This is a genomic window from Burkholderia sp. LAS2 (assembly GCF_018417615.1).
GTDB classification, from domain to species: domain Bacteria; phylum Pseudomonadota; class Gammaproteobacteria; order Burkholderiales; family Burkholderiaceae; genus Burkholderia; species Burkholderia sola.
This window is the reverse complement of record NZ_CP071054.1, coordinates 759,136-780,112: the sequence shown is the minus strand read 5'-3', so window position 1 is coordinate 780,112 and position 20,977 is coordinate 759,136. Positions and strand designations below refer to the sequence as shown.

Sequence of the window (20,977 nt, the reverse complement as noted above, 5' to 3'; positions counted from 1 at the left end):
TTACGGCGTGTCCTGAACCTGGCGCGCGACGCGCTGCAGCAGCGCGTCGAGGACGGCCATCTCGACGGGCTTCACGAGATGGTCGTCGAAGCCCGCGCGTTCGGTGCGCGCGAGGTCGGACGCGCGCGCATGGCCGGACAGCGCGACGCAGGTCGTGTCGCGCAGCGCGTCGATCGCGCGCAGTTCCTGCAGCAGCGTGAAGCCGTCGACGTCCGGCATCGTCAGGTCGAGCAGCATCAGGTGCGGCGCATAGTCGCGCGCGAGGGCCAGCGCATCGGCCGCGTTGTACGCGACGCGCGGCGCATGCCCTTTCATTTGCAGCAGCACCGCGAGCGTATCGGCCGAATCGCGGTTGTCGTCGACGACGACGATGCGCAGCGGCGCGTCGGCCGGCGGTTCGAGCGCGGCTGGCGCGGGCGGTGCGGAAGGGGCGTTGCGGGTCGTTTGCGCGATCGGCAGCCATATCGTGAACGTTGCGCCGTCGCCGGGCCCGTCGCTTTCCGCGACGATCCGCCCGCCGTGCAGTTCGACGAACGACCGGCAGATCGCGAGCCCGAGCCCGAACCCGAACCCGTCGGACGGGGAGCGACCCGATGCGCCTTCCTGCTGGAACAGGTCGAAGATCGTTTCGAGCGCGCCCGGTGCGATGCCAACGCCGTGATCGACGACGCGGATCGCAACCGACGGCCCCTCGATCCGCGCGCCGACGTCGATCCGGCCGCCGTGCGGCGAGAATTTCGACGCGTTGTCGAGCAGGTTGTGCAGCACCTGGACGAGCCGTGCGTCGTCGCCGTGCAGGACCACGGAATCGGTCGGCAGGTCGACGCGGATCCACTGCCCGCGCGCGGCCAGCTTCGGCTGGATGCTTTCGACGCCGCGGCACACGATGTCGCGCACGGTGATGGGGCGCGCGTCGAGTTCAACCTTGCCGGCCGTGATCCGCCCGACGTCGAGCAGATCGTCGACGAGCCGCGTCAGTTGCCCGACCTGGCGATGCACGGCGTCGCGACACTGCACGAGCGCGGGCGCGGGATCGGGCAGGCTCTGCAGCACGCCGACCGAATTGCGCAGCGGCGCCAGATGATTGCGCAGCTCGTGCGCGAGCATCGCGATGAACACGCTGAGTCGATGCGTCGACGCTTCGAGCTCCTCGAGCCGCTTGCGCTCGGTCATGTCGCGCGTGATCTTGATGAAGCCGCACAGCTGGTGCGTCGCGTCGTGCACCGGCGTGATCGTCACGCTCGCCCAGAACTGCGTGCCGTCCTTGCGCACGCGCCAGCCTTCGTCCTCGAAGTGGCCGTGCGCGGCGGCCAGCGCGAGCCCGTGCGCCGGCCGGCCGGCCGCGATCGCGTCGGACGGATAGAACAGCGAGAAATGGTGGCCGACGATCTCGGCGGCGGCGTAACCCTTGATGCGCTGGGCGCCGGCGTTCCACGTCGCGACATTGCCGTGCGGGTCGAGCATGAATACCGCGTAGTCGGTGATCGACTCCACCACGGTCTGAAACCGGAATTCGGCGAAGCGGTGCAGCAGGTCGCGCGCGTCGGGCGAACCGGGCGGCGGCGGATGCGGTTGGAGATCGGCGTCGTCTTTCTTCATCGGAGCGGCAAGTTGAACATACGGGCGGCCGCAGGTCGCCGGCCCGCCGCCGGGCGCGCCGGCGGCGGCCATACGGAGCGAATTGGCACGTCCGAAAGCATAAAGGAACTCGATTCAGCTGATCAATGGGTGCGCATGGGCCGTGCCGTCCGCAGGGCCCGCCGTCCGCGCCCGGCGCGGCATGCCGATTGCACGCCAAGGCAGTCCGCCTGCCGTGCGGCGGCCGTCCGGCCGATCGCGCGGCGGCAAGCCAGGCAAGGAGATCGACATGAACAGCACGCTGAATCCCGATAACGAACCGGCCGGCCCGGACGACGACAACGCCAGCCGCGGTCGCGACGGCCGGGCCCTTGGCCCGAGCGACTCGTCCGATAGCGGCAGCGACACGGCGGGCGCGCGGCGCCATCCGTTCGACGTCGATTCGCCGCTGGACGACCACGCGCTCGAACGCGGCGACGCGGCGCTCGACAGCGATACGGACCGCGCGGGGACCGGCGAGCGCGCGTCGGCGGACGGCGATTCGACGCTCGAGGAGGGCGCCGATATCGAGCCGGACCGCACCGAGCGGCTGAGCGAACCCGGCCGCACGGACGACCCGGACGAATCCGGCGCCGCGCCGTGACGCCCGGCACGCAAAAACTGCAATCGCGTTGCAGATTGGGGCGCCTGACGGCTTCCCGGCGCTGCGGCGCGCAACCGTCGCGGCCCGGCCACGGCGCCGGCACGCGATTTGCATTCACCCGACCGACGCGCGCCGCGACGCGGCACGGTGCCGTGCGCGGCGCAGGCGATCAAGGAGAGACACGATGCAACGACGATATCCCGGACGGTCCGGCGAGCGCGGCGGCCCGCCCGACTGGCACGAGCGCAACGAACGCGCGTACCGGGGCGCCGGCGAGCGCGGCATCCCGGAAGACCCGGCCCGATGGCCGGAAGAAGATGACGAATCGGCTTACCGCCGCTTCGCGAGCGAGGACGTGGGCCCGGAAGACTGGGGCAGCGAATGGACCGAGCGCGCCGCGCGGCCGGCCGACCAGCGGCGCGGCGCAGCCGACCCGGACTGGCCGGGCGGCGCGCGCCAGCCGGCGCGCGACGCCGAGCGCGGCTACGGCGAACCGGGTCGCCGTGCGGAGGGTCGCGAAGGCCGGTACGGCGGCGAGCGCCCCGAATTCCGCAGCCCGCACCGGATGCGCGCATCCGGCGGCGAGCGCGACATAGGCGACCCGCGCGGCGACCCGCGCTACGGCGGCAGCGCCCCCGACCTGTCGCGCTTCGGCCGAGACACCGAGCGCGACGCACTGCGCCATCGCCGCGGGCCGAAAGGCTATACGCGCTCGGACGAGCGGATTCGCGAGGACGTCTGCGAGCGGCTCGCGCATGCGCTCGAGATCGACGTGAGCGACGTCGCCGTGCAGGTGAAGGAAGGTCGCGTCGAGCTGGACGGCACGGTGCCGGCGCGCTGGATGAAGCACGACATCGAGGATCTGGCCGACGGCTGCCTGGGCGTGCGCGACGTCGAGAATCGCGTGCGCGTGCGCCGCGACGACGAACACGATACGGGCATGGTGCTGCATCCGGATCAGCGGACCGTCACGCCGACCCAGCCTGCCGCGAGCGACCCCGAACCGGGCACCGTGGTGGGCGGCCGCGAGCGCGAACCGCGCCATTGAGCCCCGTGCGTGAAACGCCGCGCCCCCGACCGCGAGTAATGCGTGCATGACGACCGGAATCGACGAAACGCCCGTCAACGAACGTGATGCGGCGGCAGGCCGCGACCCGCGCGACCACAGCCATCGCCGCCACCGCCACGACAGGCGCGGCCTGCGCGTCCGGATCGCGGTCGAACTGTGGCGCGCGATCTGGCATTACCGCGCACGCGTGCTCGCGGCGATCGTGCTGCTGGTGCTCGCGAAAGCGGCGGCCGTGTCGGTGCCGCTGCTGCTCAAGGACATCGTCGACGGCTTCGGTCGCGCGGCCGGCCAGCCGATGGCGTGGCCGGTGCTGCTGCTGTTCGCGTACGCGGTCGTGCGCTTCGCGTCGAACGCGCTGAACGAAGTCCGCGACATGACGTTCGTGCAGGTCACGCAGCATACGGTCGCGTCGTTTACCGTGCGCACGTTCGGCCATCTGCATCGCCTCGGCGCGCGCTTTCATGCGCAGCGCGAGACGGGTGCCGTCGTGCGCGACCTCGAGAAAGGCACGGCCGGCATCGGCTACCTGCTCGGCGTCGCGGTGTTCACGATCGTGCCGACGGCGATCGAGATCGGCTCGGTGCTCGTGATCGTGATCGGCAAGTACGGCGGCGGCTTCACCGCGATCATCCTCGTCACGTTTGCCGTCTACGCGGCGTATACGGTGGTGTTCACGCGCCGGCGCATGCGTTACCAGCGGCGCGTGAACGCATTGGAGGCCGAGTCGAATTCGCGCGTGGTCGACAGCCTGCTGAACGTCGATACGGTCAAGTACTTCGCACGCGAGGACGTCGAGCGCGACCGCCTCGACCGCGTGCTCGACGCATGGCGCGAGGCCGGCGTCGACAACCAGTACGCGCTGTCGACGCTGCATATCGGGCAGAGCGCGTGCATCGGCGCGGGGATCGCGGCGGTGATGCTGCTCGCCGGGCAGCAGGTCGCGCGCGGCGCGATGACGATCGGCGATCTCGTGCTGATCAACGCATACATCATCCAGATCAGCCTGCCGCTGAATGCGCTCGGCTTCGTGTTCCGCGAGGCGAACGACGCGATGACGAACATCGAGCGGCTGTTCGGGCTGCTCGATGCGCGCGGCAAGCCCGGCGAGGACGGCGATGCGCCCGGCGCGCAGCCGCTCGTCGTGCGCGGCGGCGCGATCGAGTTCGAGCATGTCGACTTCGGCTACGAGCCGAGCCGGCAGATCCTGTTCGACGTGTCGTTCCGCATCGAGCCCGGGCAGACGATCGCCGTGGTCGGCGGCAGCGGCTCGGGCAAGTCGACGCTCGCGCGGCTGCTGTTCCGGCTGTACCAGCCCGACGCGGGCACGATCCGGATCGACGGCCAGGATTTACGGCTCGTTACCGAGCGCAGCCTGCGCGACGCGCTCGGCATCGTCCCGCAGGACACCCTCCTGTTCAACGACACGCTCGCGTACAACATCGCGTACGGCAAGCGCGACGCGACCCGCGGCGAGGTGATCGCGGCCGCGCGCGGCGCGCAGCTCGACGCGTTCATCGAGCGGCTGCCCGATGCGTACGACACGCGCGTCGGCGAGCGCGGCGTGCGGCTGTCGGGCGGCGAGCGGCAGCGGGTCGCGATCGCGCGCGCATTGCTGAAGGCGCCGCCGATCGTCGTGTTCGACGAGGCGACGTCGGCGCTCGACACGCGCTCGGAGCGCGCGATCCAGCAGGAGCTGATGCGCGTCGCGCAGCATCGCACGAGCCTCATCATCGCGCACCGGCTGTCGACGATCGTCGATGCCGACCGCATCCTCGTGATGGAGTACGGCCGGCTCGTCGAGCAGGGCACCCACGACGAGCTGCTGGAAAGCGGCGGCGTGTATGCGCAGATGTGGTCGCTGCAGGCGAAGCAGCGCGAACTGGAACGCACGGAGGCGAAGTTCGCGCGGCAGCCGGTGCGGATCAACCCGCTCGTGTCGCAGGTGCTCGATTCGCTGGCGGAGGCGGCCGCGCAGCGCGGCGTGCCGGTGTTCCGCCATGTGTCGGACGAGGATCTCGTCGTCAACGCCGATCCGGCCGCGCTGCGGCGCTTCGTGTGGGAACTGTGTCGCGGCGCGATCGACGCGAGCAGCGGCGGGCAGCTCGAGGTGCGCACCGCGCGCCACGACCCCGAAGCGCGAATCACGATCGCGTGCGCGGGCGTCGACGCCACCGAACTGTCGCTGATCGATCTCGAACGATTGCAGGACGCGATCGAGGAGGCCGGCGGCTACGTCGTGCGCGAACGCGACGATACCGGCGTGACGCTGCACGTGTCGCTGCCGATGTACGCGGTGGCGCCGGCGTCGATGCAGCCCGACGGCGCGTTGCCGCATCCGGAGGCCGGCAAGGCGGCCACGGCGAAGCCGCTCGACGGGCTGCGCATCGCGTGCGTGGACGACCACGACGAGGCGCGCGAGGCCCTCACCGCGCTCTTGAAGGTGGCCGGCGCCGACGTGCACGCGTATGCGTCGGGCCAGGCGCTGCTGGACGACCTGTGGCGCGCGCGCCGGGCCGACTGGCCGGCGCTGCTCGTCTGCGACATCGATCTCGGCGACGACGAGGAGGACGGCTACGCGGTGATGGCGCGCGTGCGCCAGCTCGATGCCGCGCGCGACCGCGACGGCCGTGCGCCGCTCGAAGCGCTGGCGTTGTCCGGCCATGCGCGCGATCGCGACCGCACGCGTGCGGTCGAAGCCGGTTTCCATGCGTACCTGACCAAGCCCGCGGTAGCGGCCGACCTGATCGCGGCGTTGCGTGCGCTCGCGTTTTCCTCCGGAGAAATCCATGCCGAACCTTCTGAATCCGACGACACCCGAAGCCCTGAACGCACGTCGCGGCGGTAGCGCGTTCGCGGACCGCCAGGCCGCGGTGGCGGCCGTCGAGCTGCTGCTGCCGACCCTGTCCGCCGCGCTGCAGAGCGATTTCGTCGGCGACAGCGGTTGCCTGCACATCGTGATCATGGACCCGGCGCTCGGGCCGCACGATGCGGCGTTCGAGGACGCGATCCTGTATGAGTTTTCGCTGCCCGACCCGAAGGACTGGGACGCCGACTATCGCGCGTATGCACGGGCCAAGGCGCGGCTGTCGTGGGAAACGGGCCGCGACGGCCACGTCGTGCAGGCGCTGGAGCCGTACCGGCTGCGCGCGGGCGACACGAACCTGTGGGGCGGCGTCGCGCTCGGCGGCATCGTGGTCGGCGTGTCGGGCGCGCAGCCGTGGTTCGACGAGGCGTTCGCGGGCTGCATCGCGCATTGCCTGCGCGCGCTCGCGAAGCACCGCGCGCAGGCCACGCCCGACGGGCTCGCGATCTGAGGGGGCCGCCTAGGTGGGGCCGCCCAGGCGCGGCTGCCCGGGCCGGTTTTTACAGCCGGTTATAAAAAAGCCAGCGAGCATGTGCCTCCGGCCCGATGCGGCGCGGGCGCGCGCAGGCCGGCACGGTTTTCGCTGTATCTCCTGCACGGACGGTTGTCGCGACAAGTGTCGCCGTCAGCCGGATTGCTTTCCGACATCGACAGGAGGTGCAGGTGAACGCGACTCACGATCCAGCCAAACCGCCGCTCGCCGGCCGGACCGCACTCGTGACCGGGGGCGGCCGCGGTCTCGGCGAAGCCATTTGCGAAGAGTTGGCGCAGCACGGCGCGCATGTGGTCGTCGCCGATCTCGACGGGGACCGCGCGGCAGCCGTCGCGCAGCGGCTCGAACGGCACGGCGGGCAGGCGGTGGGCCGGCCGCTCGACGTGCGCGACGAAGCATCGGTGCTGCAGGTCGTGCACGATGCGCGCGAATCGCTCGGCGACCTCGACGTGATCGTCAACAACGCGGCGATCGACGTGACCGCGCCGATCGACGACGTGAGCGTCGACGCGTGGCAGCAGGTGCTGATGACGAACCTGTTCGGCCCGTACCTGATGTGTCACGCGGCCGTGCCGATGATGAAGGCGCGCGGCGACGGCCATATCGTGAACATCGCGTCGACCGCGTCCAAGCGTGCGTGGCCGAACGCGTCCGCGTATCACGCGACGAAGTGGGGGCTGCTCGGCCTGTCGCACGCGCTGCATGCCGAGCTGCGGCCGAGCGGCGTGCGCGTGTCGGCGATCGTCGCGGGCGGGATGCGCACGCCGTTCCTGCTCGACCGTTTTCCCGACATCGACGAGGACACGCTGCAGCCGCCGGAGCACGTCGCGGCCGCCGTGCGTTTCGTGCTGACGCAGCCGCCGGGCACCGTGGTGCCGGAGCTGATGGTGCTGCCGATGAAGGAGACGTCATGGCCCTGAAGCGCGAACGCCGGCTGCCCGGCGCGGTGCTGCTCGACAAGGACGGCACGCTGCTCGACGACGTGCCGTACAACGTCGATCCCGCGCGCATGCGCCTCGCGCCGGGCGCAGCGCGCGCGCTGCGCACGCTCGGCGCGACCGGGATGCCGCTGGCGGTCGTGTCGAACCAGCCGGGCGTCGCGCTCGGCCGCTTTACCGAACACGAGCTTGGCGCGGTCCGCCAGCGCCTCGCCGAATTGTTCGAAGCGAACGGCGCGACGCTGGCGGATTTTTTTTACTGCCCGCATCACCCGAGGGGCAGCGTGCCGCGCTACACCTGCGACTGCATCTGCCGCAAGCCGCGCCCCGGCATGCTGCGCCGCGCGCTGGCCGCGCTCGGCGCCGCGCCCGAATGGAGCTGGATGGTCGGCGACATCCTCGACGACGTCGAGGCCGGCCGCACCGCGCGCTGCGGCACGATCCTGGTCGACTGCGGCAACGAGACCGAGTGGCGGCTCAACGCCGCGCGCACGCCGCATCACGTCGTCGATCGCATCGACCTCGCCGCCGACATCGTCGTGCGCGAAGCCGCGCGTCGGCACGGCTCGTGGGTGCGGCAATGAGCACGGCCTGGAGCCGCGCCCGCCGCATCCTGTGCGTGCGCCTCGACAGCATCGGCGACGTGCTGATGACCACGCCCGCGCTGCGCGCGCTGAAGGAGAGCGGCGCCGATCGCCAGCTGACGCTGCTGACGTCGCGCACGGGCGCCGCGCTCGCGCAGCATCTGCCGATGGTCGACGACGTGTGGAGCTACGACGCGCCATGGGTCAAGCATCCCGACGTGCGCGGCGATCCGGTGGCCGATCTCGACATGATCGACCGGCTGCTGGCGGGCCGTTTCGACGCGGCCGTAATCTTCACCGTCTACAGCCAGAATCCGCTGCCCGCCGCGATGATGTGCTGGCTCGCCGGCATCCCGCTGCGGCTCGCGCATTGCCGCGAGAACCCGTATGAATTGCTGACCGACCGCGTGCCGGAAACCGAGCCGGCATCGCACGTGCGCCACGAGGTCGCGCGCCAGCTCGCGCTGGTGCGTGCCGTCGGCGCGAAGACGGCGGACTGGCGGATGGCGTTCGAGCCGGGCGACGCGGCGCGCCGTGCGGTGCACGCGCGCCTGCAAGCCGCGTTGCAGCGCTTCGGCGGTGCACGCCGCCCGGCGGCGGAGCGCCTGCGTTGGCTCGTCGTCCATCCGGGAGCGACCGCCGCGTCGCGGCGCTGGCCGGCCGAGCGTTTCGGCGAAGCGGCCGCCGCGGTCGCGCCGCTGTTCGACGGCATCGCGGTGACGGGCAGCGCGGACGAACGCGCGCTGGTCGACGCGGTGTGCGAACGGGCGGGCCCGCGCGCGGTGCCGCTCACGGGCGTGCTGCCGCTCGGCGAACTCGGCGCGCTGATCGAGACGGCCGACCTGCTGCTGTCGAACAACAGCGGCCCCGTGCATCTCGCGGCCGCGCTCGGCACGCCGGTGGTCGACCTGTATGCATTGACCAATCCGCAGCACACGCCGTGGCGTGTGCCGCACCGTGTGCTGAACGTCGACGTGCCGTGCCGCAACTGCTACCGCAGCGTGTGCAACCAGCCCGGCCATCCGTGCCTGCGCGGCGTGAGCGTCGACGACGTCGCCGCCGCCGTGCACGCGTTGCTGCGGGGCAGCGCGCGCCATGCGCAACGCACGGCCGCGCGGGCTGCCGCGCACGACGACGAGCCGGTCGCGGCGCACGCATCGAACGTGATTCCGTTCGCGCACGTCATCACGAGGAACTGACGCATGCCTGATCCGATCCATACGCTCGGCATCAACGCCGCCTTCCACGACAGCGCCGCGTGCATCGTGCGCGACGGCGTCGTGATCGCGGCGGCCGAGGACGAACGCTTCACGCACGTGAAGCACGCGAAGCGCCCGGTGCCGTTCTCGACCTGGGAGCTGCCTTTCCACGCGATCGACTATTGCCTCGCGGAAGCGGGCATCACGCTCGCGGACGTCGACCACGTCGCGTATTCGTACGACCCGTGGTTCGAACTCGACCGCGAAGGCACGGCGCCGGCGCTGACCCTGCCGCTGTCGCCGTCCGCGCATGCGCCGCGCGACGACGGCGCGTCGCCGTGGCATCCGCTGTTCCTGTCGTCGATCGTCAACGCGCCGCGCCAGCTCGCGGGCGGCGTGCCGCATCATCTGCAGCGGCGCTTTCGCGGCGTCACGCACGACGGGCCGTTCCGCTGGCATTTCATCGAGCACCATCTCGCGCACGAGGCGAGCGCGTTTCTCGCCGCGCCGTTCGAACGCTGCGCGGTGATGACGATGGACGGGCGCGGCGAACGGGCGACGACGAGCTACGGCGTGTTCGACGGCCGATCGTACCGGCGGCTCGGGCAGGTCAACCTGCCGCATTCGCTCGGGCTGCTGTACGAGCGCTTGACCCGCTATCTCGGCTTCCTGCACTCGTCCGACGAATACAAGGTGATGGCGCTCGCGTCGTACGGCAAGCCGGTGTTCGCCGACGAGATGCGCAAGCTCGTGCAGTATCGCGGCGAAGGGCGCTACGACGTGCGCGACGCGGATCTCGCGGCACTGTTCGGCCCGCCGCGCGAACGCGGCGGCCCGATCGAGCCGCATCACTGCGACATCGCGCACGCGCTGCAACGGGTGCTCGAGGAGACGACGCTGCAGGCGGTCGACTGGCTGGCCGCCGAGACCGGCGAGCGGCAGCTCGCGATGGCGGGCGGCGTCGCGCTGAACTGCGTGATGAACGCGAAGATCCGCGATCGCGGCCCGTTCGACGACGTGTGGGTGCAGCCGGCCGCCGGCGACGCGGGCACCGCGCTCGGCGCCGCGCTATGGACCGACTTCCGGATGCGCGGCGCGCGCGGCGGCTGGCGGATGGATCATGCGTACCTGGGGCCGGCCTACGACGACGACGCGATCGAGGCGTTCCTGAAGGAAGCGCAGCTGCCGTACCGGCGGCTCGCCGACGTCGCCGCGCAGACGGCCGCGCTGCTCGCGGCGAACCGCGTGATCGGCTGGTTCCAGGGGCGCATGGAATTCGGCCCGCGCGCGCTCGGCGCACGGTCGATCCTCGCGTCGCCGATCGATCCGGACATGCAACGCAAGCTGAACCGGATCAAGGATCGCGAGGATTTCCGGCCGGTCGCGCCGGTCGTGCTCGAGGATCGCGCGCATCACTGGTTCAGCGGCGGCCGGCGCACGCCGCTGCGCGCGCCGTTCATGCTGTTCGTGTACGACGTCCTGCCCGAGCGCGCCGAGAAAATTCCGGCCGTGCGTCACATCGACGGCACCGCGCGCGTGCAGACCGTCGACGCGACGCAGCATCCGCTGCTGCATGCGCTGTTGACCGAGTTCGACGCGCTCACCGGCGTGCCGGTGCTCGTCAACACGTCGTTCAACACGCGCGGCGAGCCGATCGTGTGCTCGCCGCGCGACGCGATCGAATGCTTCTGGACGTCGCCGCTCGACGCGCTCGTGATCGGCCCGTTCCTGCTGGAGAAGCCGTGATGAACATGCGCGACACGCAGCTGCCGCCGGTCGTGTCGGTCGTCGTGCCGACCTACCGGCGGCCCGATCTGCTCGAACGCTGCCTCGACGCGCTATGCGCGCAGGTGTTCGATCCGACCACCTACGAGATCGTCGTCGTGGACGACGACCCGGCCGGCAGCGCGCGCGCCGTCGTCGATGCGTGCCGCGCGCGCGCGTCCGACGTGCCGGTGATCCGCTACATGACCGCGCCCGACACGCAAGGCCCGGCCGGCGCGCGCAACGTCGGCTGGCGCAGCGCGGGCGGCGCGCTGATCGCGTTCACCGACGACGACACGATCCCCGATCCGGACTGGTTGCGCAACGGCGCGGCCGCGCTGCAGGCCGCGCCGTCGTCGGCGGCGGCCGCCGGCCGGATCGACGTGCCGTTGCGGCCGCGCCCGACCGACTACGAACGCGACGCGGCGGGGCTCGCGCATGCGGAATTCGCAACCGCCAACTGCTTCGTGCGGCGCGCGGCGCTCGAACGCATCGGCGGCTTCGACGAACGCTTCACGCGCGCGTGGCGCGAGGACGCCGACCTGATGTTCGCGCTGCGCGAGCATGCGGGGCCGATCGTCGACGCCGACGCCGCGCGCATCGTGCATCCGGTGCGCCCCGCGCGCTGGGGATCGAGCATCGGCGCGCAGTCGAAGGTGTATTTCGATGCGCTGTTGTACAAGAAGCACCGCGCGACGTACCGGCGTCATATCCGGCCCGTGCCGCCGTGGCATTACTACGCGGCCGTGCTCGCCGCGCTCGGCGCGATCGGCTGTTTCGCCGCTGGCTGGCCGGCGCCGGCCATCGTGTGCGCGGCAGTGTGGGCCGCGACGACCGCCGGGTTCTGCGCGAAACGGTTGCGCGGCACGCAGCTCACGGCGTCGCACGTGGCCGAGATGATCGTCACGTCCATCGCGATTCCGCCCGTGTCGCTGTATTGGCGCATGCGCGGCGCACTTCACTTCAGAGTGCTATTCCTATGAAGCTCGATCCCAGCGTCGATTCAGACGGCCTGCACGGCCCGAAGCGGATCGCGGTGTTCCGTGCGCTTCAGCTCGGCGACATGCTGTGCGCGGTGCCCGCGCTGCGCGCGCTGCGGCGCGGCGAACCGGACGCGCGCATCACGCTGATCGGCCTGCCGTGGGCGCGCGAGTTCGCATCGCGCTTTTCCGATTACATCGACAGCTTCATCGCGTTCCCCGGCGCGCCGGGGCTCAGCGAACAGCCCGAACCCGATGCGGCCACGCGCGAGGCGTTCATCGCCGAATGCCACGCGCGCGACTTCGATCTCGCAATCCAGCTGCACGGCAGCGGCGAGCAGTCGAACGCGATCGTCGCGTCGCTCGGCGCGACGCGCACGGCCGGCTTCGTGCCGGCCGACGGCGGCACGACCACGCTCGACTGCGCGCTCGTATGGCGCGACGACGAACCCGAAGTGGCGCGCTATCTGGCGCTCACGCGCAAGCTCGGCTACGCGGACTGGGGCGACTACCTCGAATTCCCGCTCGGCGGCCTCGACTACGCGCTGTGGCACGTGCTCTGCGACGAACATGCGCTCGATCCCGGCCGCTACGTGATCGTCCATCCCGGCGCGCGGATGGCGTCGCGGCGCTGGCCCGTCGAACGCTTCGCGCTCGCCGCGCGGCAGCTCGCGGACGACGGCTGGCAGATCGTGCTGACCGGCACGCGCGCGGAACTGGGGCTCGCGAGCGCGTTCGCCGAGCACCTCGGGCGGCCGTGCGTGAACCTGTGCGGCCGCACGCCGCTCGGCGCGCTGGCCGCGCTGATCGCCCGCGCGCGGCTGCTGTTGTGCAACGACACGGGCGTATCGCATGTCGCGGCGGCGCTCGGCACGCCGAGCATCGTCGTCGCGTGCGGCAGCGATACGGCCCGCTGGGCGCCGCTCGACGCCGAACGTCATCGCGTGCTCGCGAACTACCCGGCGTGCCGGCCGTGCATGTTCGATACCTGCCCGTACGGGCACGAGTGCGCGACCGCGATCGGCGTCGGCGACGTGATGGACCGGGCGGGCGAACTGCTCGCGGAGGAGAGACGTCATGTCTGTTAAGCGGTTGCGCGTGCTGACCTGGCACGTGCATGGCAATTATCTGTATTACCTGTCGCAGGCGCCGCACGATTTCTACATCGTGACGAAGCCGCAGCATCCGCCCGGCTATGCGGGCCGCGTCGGCCACCTGCCGTGGGGCGACAACGTGCACGAGGTGCCGGCCGAGTGCGTGCGCGACACCGAATTCGACTGCGTGCTGTATCAGCACGTGAAGCACTACCAGCACGACCGCCTGCGGCTGCTGAGCGAAGCGCAGCGCGCGCTGCCGACGCTGTTCGTCGAGCACGATCCGCCGCGCGAGCATCCGACCGACACGCTGCATCCGGTGCAGGACCCGAACGTGTTGCTGGTGCACGTGACGCCGTTCAACGCGCTGATGTGGGACAACGGCGTGACGCCGACGCGCGTGATCGAGCACGGCGTGCTGGTGCCGGAAGGCGTCGAGTATCGCGGCACGCTGCCGAAGGGCGTGGCCGTCGTGAACAACCTCGCGCGCCGCGGCCGGCGCCTCGGCGCGGACTTGTTCGAGGTCGTGCGGCACAGCGTGCCGATCGACCTGGTCGGGATGGGCTCGACCGAACTCGGCGGGATCGGCGAAGTGCCGAACCCGGCGCTGCCGCAGTTCCTGTCGCACTACCGGTTCTTCTTCAATCCGATTCGCTACACGAGCCTCGGGCTCGCGGTGATCGAGGCGATGATGATCGGGCTGCCGATCGTCGCGCTCGCGACGACCGAGATGGCGCAACTCGTGAAGACCGGCAGCAACGGCGTGGCCGATACGCGGCCGGCCGTGCTGATCGACGCGATGCGGACGCTGATCCGCGATCAGGAACTCGCGCGCGAGTGGGGCGCGGCGGCCAAACGCGACGCGTGCGAGCGATTCGGCATCGAGCGCTTCGCGCGCGACTGGGATGCCGCGCTGCGGGACGTGACGGCGTGACGGCGGCCGCGGCGCGACCCGCCGCGCTCACGGAGGCGGCGCGGGCGGCGAACTCGGCGCGCCGTTGCCGTTCGACGCATTCGGCGCCGCCGGCGCGCTGCCGCTCACCGCATTGCGCTCGCTTTCGGGCAGCAGCGCGAGGCGGTTGTACAGCGTTTTCAGGCTGATGCCGAGCGCTTTCGCGGTGCGCGGCTTGTCGCCGTTGAAATGCCGCAGCGACGCGACGATGAAGCGCTGCTGCGTATGCGCGAGCGTCGTGCCGATATGCAGCGTCATCGCGTTGTGACGCACTTCCTCGCGCGGCGGCGGGCGGCGCGGCAATTGCAGTTCGATCTGCTCGTCGGCGAGGATGAACGCGCGCTCCAGCGCATTGCGCAGTTCGCGCACGTTGCCGGGCCACGTGTAGGCGCGCAGCGCCTTCATCGCCTGCGTCGACAGGCGCTTCCTCGTGCGGTGCCGCGCGTTCAGCCGTTCGACGATCTGCAGCGCGATGTCGCCGACGTCGTCCTCGCGCTGCCTGAGCGCGGGCACGTGCAGCGCGATCGGCGCGATCCGGTAGAACAGGTCTTCGCGCAGCGTGCCGTTGCGCATGGCCTCGACCGGATCGTGATGCGTGGCCGCGACGATCCGCACGTCGAGCGGAATCGCGTCGTGGCCGCCCACGCGCACGATCGTGTTGGTTTCGAGCGTGCGCAGCAGCTTGACCTGCAATTCGAGGGGCATCTCGGCGATTTCGTCGAGAAACAGCGTGCCGCCGCGCGCGGCTTCGAACATGCCCACATGTTGTGCAACGGCGCCCGTGAAGCTGCCTTTTTCGTGACCGAACAAGTGCGACTCCGCGATGTCTTTCGGAATCGCGCCGCAATTGACGGGCACGAACGGGCCGCGCCGGCGCGGGCTCATATCGTGAATGAGGCGGGCGACGATATCCTTGCCCGCTCCGCTTTCGCCAACCACCAGCACACTCACGCGGGTGGCGGCGACGCGCGACACTTTCAGTAGCAGGTCCTGAATGGTTCTCGAACGGCCGAACAGTCGCGTGCCGTCATCGTCGGATTTCGACATGGAGTATGACCGGTTGGGAAGTTTTGACCGAATGTGTCGTGACCAGGTAAAAACGGCGTAGCATGCGTCGTTATTTACGTATTCAGGATACCTTTTATACCGCTTCATCGACATTGAATCTGGCAATGCGGTTCGCGCCGGCAGATAGATTTATTCGATGAGCGACGAATGCACGACACCCTTCTTCTATACTGCTAAGCACGCGTTTTCAGTGCAGGACAGCTTGTCTGCCCATTCGTGTGCAGCGTTGAAAATGCCGTCGAGGCCTTTGTGACGTGCATGACGCTGCACGTGTCGCGGTACCGGCCGACGCATGTGCCGGGCCGCATCAACAGGAGCCTCGATGCCTTACGTCCTGATCGTCGAAGACGACGCCGACACGCGAACGATGCTCGCCACGCTCGCACGCACGCAGCAGTTGACGTGCGATACGGCCGCGACGCTTGAAGAAGCGCGCACGCTCGTCTCGACGCATACCCCCGATCTCGTGCTGTGCGACCTCGTGCTGCCCGACGGCAACGGGATGGATCTGTTCGACGCGCTGCCCAAGCGCGCGCATTGCGAAATGGTGTTGACCACCGGCCACGCGAGCCTCGAAACCGCGATCGATGCGTTGCGGCGCGGCGCGACCGACTATCTGGTGAAACCGCTGAACATGCAGCGGCTGAACAGCATCTTCGCGCGCGTGCCGCGCACGAGCGCGCTGCACGAGGAAATCGCGGAGCTGCGTTCGGAGCTGCAGCGCCTCGGCCGCTTCGGCCGCATGCTCGGCAGCTCGCCCGCGATGCAGGCCGTGTACGACGCGATCGGTCGCGTCGCGCGTACCGAAGCGTCGGTGCTGCTCACCGGCGAATCGGGCACCGGCAAGGAGCTCGCCGCGCAGACGGTGCACGACCTCAGCCTGCGCCGCCGCGGGCCGTTCCTCGCGGTCAACTGCGGCGCGATCGCCGCGAACCTGGTCGAGAGCGAGATGTTCGGCCACGACCGCGGCAGCTTCACCGGCGCGGAACGCCAGCACAAGGGCTTCTTCGAACGCGCGGACGGCGGCACGCTGTTTCTCGACGAAATCACCGAAATGCCGGTTGAATCGCAGGTCAAGCTGCTGCGCGTGCTGGAAACCGGGCGCGTCACGCGGCTCGGCTCGACGCGCGAGATCGACGTCGACGTGCGCATCGTCGCCGCGACCAACCGCGATCCGGAAGCCGCGATGGCCGACGGCAAGCTGCGGCCCGACCTGTTCCACAGGATCAACGTGTTCCCGATCCCGCTGCCGTCGCTGCGCGAACGCGGCGACGACATCCCGATGCTCGCCGATGCGTTCCTGCAGCGCTACAACGAGGAGAGCGGCCGCAATCTGCGCTTCTCGCCGGCCGCGCGCGAAGCGCTGAAGACCTACGAATGGCCAGGCAACGTGCGCGAGCTGCGCAACTTCGTGCAGCGCGCGAGCATCTTCACCGATGCCGACGTGATCGACACGCTGCCGCCGCCGATCATGGACGAACTGTCGAGCGTGGTCGATTCGCACGAGGATCGCGTGACGGTGCCGTTCGGCACGCCGCTCGAGGAAGTCGATCGCAAGCTGATCCTCGGCACGATCGCGCAATGCGGCGGCGTGAAGGCGCAGGCGGCCGAGGTGCTCGACGTCAGCCTGAAGACGATCTACAACCGGCTCGCGCAACTGGAAGACGAAGCGGAAAAGCCCGATTCCTGATGCCGCTACGCTCGCGTTCATGTTTCGGTTCCGGCCTCGCGGCGCGGGTCGCGCTCGAGGCGGCGACGCATGCGTTCGACGTGCGGCGGGATCGCGCGTCGTTCGCGCAGGATCCACGGCAGCCCGGCGAACGTGCGCACGATCGCGCGTTCACGGCGCAGCAGCGGCAGCATGCGCACCGTATGCAGGCACGCGGCGGCGGCCGGCCATCTGAGCCACGCGGTCCACACCGCGTTGCGGGCGGCGGTGCGCTCGCGCGTTGGCCGGTCGCGCTGCGTCGACGGGTAGTGATGGACGGTGAGGCGCGGCGCATACACGAGCCAGTGCCCCGCGCGAGTCAGGTCGAGCGCGAGCAGCGCTTCCTCGCCGCCGAGAAAGTAGCGCGGGTGGTAGCCGCCCGCGTGCACGAACGCGTCGCGCCGGAACGCGGTCGCGCCGGCCAGCAGCCCGAGAATCGGCCTGCCCGGCAGCGCGACGGGCGCGTCGAGCGGGCTGTCGGCCATCAGTCGGCAGGTCGGGTCTTCGCGCTCGCCGGGGCCGACCAGCACGCGCGCGGTGACGGCCGCGACGTGCGGATACGCGTCGAGCAGGTTCGCGGCTTCGGCGATCGAGCCGGGCGCCCACCACGTGTCGTCGTCGCAGAACGCGACGTAGCGCGTGCGGGCGACGTCGACGCCGAGATTGCGGCCGGCCGCGCCGAGGTTGCCCGGCGCATGCACGAGCGCGACATACGGAAAGCGCTCGCGGATCAGCATGGCCGTCTCGGCGTCGGCTCCGTTGTCGACGACGACGATCGCCGGCCGGTCCGGCAGCGCGCAAAGGTGGTCGAGCGTGCGTGCGAGTTCGGCGGTGCGTCGGCAGGTCAGCACGACGGCCGTCACGCGCGGCTCGGCCGGCGGCAGCGCGGCGCGCGCGGGCGTTACACGGACGGGACGTCGCATTCGAGTCGCCAGATCGTTTCGGGTTCGCGGAGCGCGGCGCGCATATGAGGCTCGAGCAGCGTCACCTGGCTGGCATACGCATCGACGGCGGCGGCTTTCGCGGCGACGCCGTCCGTCTTGCTGCCGGCCGGCGCGGCGACCGGATGCGCGATCCAGCCGCGTTCGCGCCAGCCGCTCACGCGCGTGGCCATCAGCCTTTCGATGCGGCGATAGGGCACGTCCTCGTAGAAGCGCCAGATGTGCGACGCATCGTCGTCACGCAGCAGCCACAGCATGGCTTCCTGCACCTGCAGATGATCGCGGTGGAACAGGCCGGCCGGCGCGAGCACGCCGAAGCCGGGGTGCGCGTCGATCACGTCGGCCACGCGCGCCGCGATCGCGGTCGACGTGGCCGGCACGCCGTACTGATCGTCGAGGAAGTCGAGCCACACGGGGCGTGCGTCGAGCAGCGCGAGCGCGCGGCGGTCTTCGTCGCGGCGCGCGCGCATGGCTTCGTCGGCGTGGCGAAACCCCGCGCGGCGATCCCACGGCGGCGCGGGCGTGCCGGGCGGCGGCACCCCCGCAAAGACCGTGACGACGATCGAGCCGGGCGCCTGCGCGAGCAGTTGCCCGCAACTGAAGACGGCATCGTCGAGATGCGGCGAGACGACGAGCCAGCGTGTCGGATCGGGCATGGCGTGAAGATCTCCATCGTGAGCGGCTGGGCCGCCGGTGCGCATCGGCCAACATGCGGGTCAGCATGTGTCGTGCCCACTCGCGGCGCCCCCGCCGGCCGCCGTCGACTGTCCGCACAGGAGCATGTCCAATGATCGAAATTGCACGGCCGCAGGCCGGAAATTACGCAACGGCCGTGATGCTGGTCGCGATCGCGACCGTGCTGCAGACGCTCGCGATCCGGTTCGGCGGCGTGAATCTGCCGTTCGTGCTGTATTACCCGCTGCTCGCCGGCGCCGCATGGGCGACGTCGTTCGTGTTCGGCATCGTGTCGACGGTGGTCAGCGGGCTGCTCGTCTGGACGCTGTTCCTGTCCGACCCGGCCGCCTATACGGCGCCGCTGCCCGACCGGCTCGTGCAACTGGGCACGTTCATGCTGATCGGCGCGCTGGTATGCGCGGTCGCGTCGCTGCTGCATCACACGCGGCTCACGAACGATCGCGCGCGCCGACGCGAGGCGTCTGCGCGCCGGCAGCTCGAAGCCGTGCTGCGCGCGCTGCCGCACGGCGTGATCGCGACCGATCCGAACGGGCGGCTCACCTATGTCAACGCGGCCGCGGCCGAACTCGTCGGCTGCCGGCCGGACGATGCGATCGGCCGGCCCGTGCGCGACGTGCTGCGGCTCGTCGATCGCGAAGGCCGCCGCGTGCAGACCACGCCGCTCGACCACGCGCTGGGCGGCGCCGACGCGACGTCCGACCGGCACTGGCTGCAGGCCGGCAGCGGCGATCCGGTGCCGATCGTCGCGGTCGCGTCGCCGATCGGCGATGGGGACGGCAACGTCGACGGCGCGGTGCTGCTGCTGCGCGAGGCCGGTGCGGAGCGCGCGCGCGTCGACGCGTCGCGGCTTCAGCATGCGGTCGTCGATGCGTTGCCGGACGCGATCGTCGGGATCGACGCGAGCGGCCGCATCGCCAGCTGGAACGCGGCGGCGCAACGGATCTTCGGCTACGACGAGGACGACGCGCGCGGCCGCCGGTTCGACACGCTGATCGCGCGGCGCTGGTTGCGGCTCAACCCGCTCGTCGAGTCGTTCGACACGATGCAGGAGCCGATCGGGCCGCTCGAACTGTTGTGCGTGCGACGCGACGGCCGACGTTTTCGGGCGACGGTATCGGCATGCCCGGTGCACGGCGATGCGCGGGCGTGGGTCGCGCTGTCGCTGACACTGCGCGAAACCGGTGCGCAGCGCCGCCGCGACCTGCGGGCGCAGCGTTCGTTGCAGGGTGCGCGCGACGAGCGCGATCAGGCCGACACGTCGAACCGGCTGAAGGACGAGCTGCTGGCCACGGTATCGCACGAACTGCGCACGCCGCTGAACGTGATCTACGGGTGGATCGAGGTGCTGCGCAACACGGGCGACCACGCGTTGCAGCATCAGGCGATCGACGCGATCGATCGCAGCGCGCGCTCGCTCACGCGGATGGTCGGCGACATCCTCGACGCGTCGTCGCTCGCGACCGGCAAGCTGCGGCTCGATGCGACGCCGGTCGACGTCGTGCGGCTGTTCTCCGACCAGGTCGGCTCGTTCCAGACCGCCGCGTCGTCGGCCGGCATCCTGCTCGAATTCGACTGCGACGCGTCCGCGTGCATCGTGTCGGGCGACGCCGAGCGATTGCGCCAGATGCTGTCGAACCTGATCTCCAATGCGTTGAAATTCACGCCGACCGGCGGCAGCGTGACGGTCGCGCTCGCACGCGACGACAAGCATGCGGTGTTGACCGTCGTCGATACCGGGCAGGGCATCGCGACGGAATTCGCGCCGTACGTGTTCGACATGTTCCGCCGCGCGGACGATTCGCCCGCGTCGCCGCGGCGAGGGCTCGGCCTCGGCCTGTCGATCGTGCGGCACATCGCGGAGCTGCACGGCGGCCGCGTGAGCGTCGCGAGCGCGGGCCGCGATCGCGGCACGACGTTCACGGTGACGCTGCCGGCCGGCTGGCAGCCGGGCGGTGCGATGGCGTGGAGCATCGCGCAGGCCGGCGGCCGGCGCGACGCGCTCGTGCTCGACACGCACCGCATCCTGATCGTCGACGACGATGCGACCACGCGGGCGAGCCTCACGGCCGCGCTGACCACGTTCGGTGCGGCCGTCGCGATCGCGTCGTCCGGCCGCGAGGCGCTCGCGATGATGGCCGACATCCGCCCGACGGTCGTCCTGTCCGATCTCGCGATGCCCGACGGCGACGGCTTCTGGCTGCTGGACGCATTGCGGCGCGGCGCGCTGAACGGCGACGGCGGCCCGCCCGACGTGCGCGTGCTGGCCGTCACCGCGCACGCGGGCCTCGCCGACGAACGCCGTGCGCTGGAGGCCGGTTTCGACGGCTACCTGTGCAAGCCGGTCGACGTGCGCGAACTGGCGTACAAGATCGCGCACGTGACGAAACGCGACGGCTGACGCGCGGCG

At 70.6% G+C, this 20,977-nt stretch carries 17 protein-coding genes; 13 read left to right on the top strand and 4 right to left on the bottom strand.

Annotation, left to right across the window (positions count from 1 at the left end; all coding sequences use genetic code 11):
* Positions 1–1,599 carry a PAS domain-containing hybrid sensor histidine kinase/response regulator gene (locus JYG37_RS32650; RefSeq protein ID WP_213346712.1) on the bottom strand — a complete coding sequence of 533 codons (1,599 nt, stop codon included), beginning with the start codon at positions 1,597–1,599 and terminating at the stop codon, positions 1–3.
* Positions 1,600–1,867: 268 nt separating this feature from the next.
* On the opposite strand from JYG37_RS32650, the gene JYG37_RS32645 reads away from it, so the two are divergent.
* The 11 genes from JYG37_RS32645 (at position 1,868) to JYG37_RS32595 (ending at position 14,139) form a co-directional block, all read left to right on the top strand.
* On the top strand, positions 1,868–2,221 hold the full coding sequence (locus JYG37_RS32645; protein ID WP_089437706.1) for a chemotaxis protein: 354 nt from the start codon (positions 1,868–1,870) through the stop codon (positions 2,219–2,221).
* Between the two features lie 184 nt (positions 2,222–2,405).
* Positions 2,406–3,269: a BON domain-containing protein gene (locus JYG37_RS32640; protein WP_213346711.1), complete on the top strand. Its 864-nt coding sequence runs from the start codon at positions 2,406–2,408 to the stop codon at positions 3,267–3,269.
* A gap of 46 nt (positions 3,270–3,315) precedes the next feature.
* The gene (locus JYG37_RS32635; protein ID WP_249746090.1) at positions 3,316–6,135 is read left to right on the top strand and encodes an ABC transporter transmembrane domain-containing protein; all 2,820 of its coding nucleotides are present in this window, start codon (positions 3,316–3,318) and stop codon (positions 6,133–6,135) included.
* Positions 6,077–6,604, top strand: coding sequence for a hypothetical protein (locus JYG37_RS32630; RefSeq protein WP_034196537.1), 528 nt, complete (start codon positions 6,077–6,079; stop codon positions 6,602–6,604). Before JYG37_RS32635 ends, JYG37_RS32630 begins: the two co-directional genes overlap by 59 nt.
* 212 nt (positions 6,605–6,816) lie before the next feature.
* Positions 6,817–7,566: an SDR family oxidoreductase gene (locus JYG37_RS32625; RefSeq protein ID WP_124593727.1), complete on the top strand. Its 750-nt coding sequence runs from the start codon at positions 6,817–6,819 to the stop codon at positions 7,564–7,566.
* Positions 7,557–8,168 (top strand): D-glycero-alpha-D-manno-heptose-1,7-bisphosphate 7-phosphatase, encoded by a 612-nt coding sequence (locus tag JYG37_RS32620; RefSeq protein ID WP_213346710.1) that lies wholly within the window; start codon positions 7,557–7,559, stop codon positions 8,166–8,168. Before JYG37_RS32625 ends, JYG37_RS32620 begins: the two co-directional genes overlap by 10 nt.
* Entirely contained in the window at positions 8,165–9,367 is a 1,203-nt protein-coding gene (locus JYG37_RS32615) for a glycosyltransferase family 9 protein (RefSeq protein WP_213346709.1), read from the top strand. The genes JYG37_RS32620 and JYG37_RS32615 overlap by 4 nt, the downstream gene beginning before the upstream one ends.
* Positions 9,368–9,370: 3 nt before the next feature.
* Positions 9,371–11,113, top strand: coding sequence for a carbamoyltransferase family protein (locus JYG37_RS32610; RefSeq protein ID WP_213346708.1), 1,743 nt, complete (start codon positions 9,371–9,373; stop codon positions 11,111–11,113).
* On the top strand, positions 11,113–12,114 hold the full coding sequence (locus JYG37_RS32605; RefSeq protein WP_213346707.1) for a glycosyltransferase family 2 protein: 1,002 nt from the start codon (positions 11,113–11,115) through the stop codon (positions 12,112–12,114). The genes JYG37_RS32610 and JYG37_RS32605 overlap by 1 nt, the downstream gene beginning before the upstream one ends.
* Positions 12,111–13,199 carry a glycosyltransferase family 9 protein gene (locus JYG37_RS32600; RefSeq protein ID WP_213346706.1) on the top strand — a complete coding sequence of 363 codons (1,089 nt, stop codon included), beginning with the start codon at positions 12,111–12,113 and terminating at the stop codon, positions 13,197–13,199. The genes JYG37_RS32605 and JYG37_RS32600 overlap by 4 nt, the downstream gene beginning before the upstream one ends.
* On the top strand, positions 13,189–14,139 hold the full coding sequence (locus JYG37_RS32595) for a glycosyltransferase (protein WP_050014005.1): 951 nt from the start codon (positions 13,189–13,191) through the stop codon (positions 14,137–14,139). The genes JYG37_RS32600 and JYG37_RS32595 overlap by 11 nt, the downstream gene beginning before the upstream one ends.
* A 27-nt stretch (positions 14,140–14,166) precedes the next feature.
* On the opposite strand, the gene JYG37_RS32590 is transcribed toward JYG37_RS32595, so the two are convergent.
* Entirely contained in the window at positions 14,167–15,204 is a 1,038-nt protein-coding gene (locus JYG37_RS32590; RefSeq protein WP_124679602.1) for a sigma-54 interaction domain-containing protein, read from the bottom strand.
* Positions 15,205–15,547: 343 nt separating this feature from the next.
* Between JYG37_RS32590 and JYG37_RS32585 the strand changes: the two genes are divergently transcribed.
* Positions 15,548–16,915 (top strand): sigma-54-dependent transcriptional regulator, encoded by a 1,368-nt coding sequence (locus JYG37_RS32585; protein WP_213346705.1) that lies wholly within the window; start codon positions 15,548–15,550, stop codon positions 16,913–16,915.
* A 17-nt stretch (positions 16,916–16,932) separates the two neighbouring features.
* Here JYG37_RS32585 and JYG37_RS32580 read toward each other — a convergent pair whose 3' ends face one another.
* Together JYG37_RS32580 and JYG37_RS32575 are read right to left on the bottom strand one after the other, a co-directional pair.
* Positions 16,933–17,856: a glycosyltransferase family 2 protein gene (locus tag JYG37_RS32580; protein WP_050014002.1), complete on the bottom strand. Its 924-nt coding sequence runs from the start codon at positions 17,854–17,856 to the stop codon at positions 16,933–16,935.
* Complete coding sequence (locus JYG37_RS32575; protein WP_050014001.1) at positions 17,835–18,530, bottom strand: PIG-L family deacetylase; 696 nt, start codon at positions 18,528–18,530, stop codon at positions 17,835–17,837. Before JYG37_RS32575 ends, JYG37_RS32580 begins: the two co-directional genes overlap by 22 nt.
* 131 nt (positions 18,531–18,661) lie before the next feature.
* Between JYG37_RS32575 and JYG37_RS32570 the strand changes: the two genes are divergently transcribed.
* Positions 18,662–20,968, top strand: a complete 2,307-nt coding sequence (locus tag JYG37_RS32570) for a hybrid sensor histidine kinase/response regulator (protein WP_213346704.1) — start codon at positions 18,662–18,664, stop codon at positions 20,966–20,968.
* Positions 20,969–20,977: the final 9 nt, after the last annotated feature.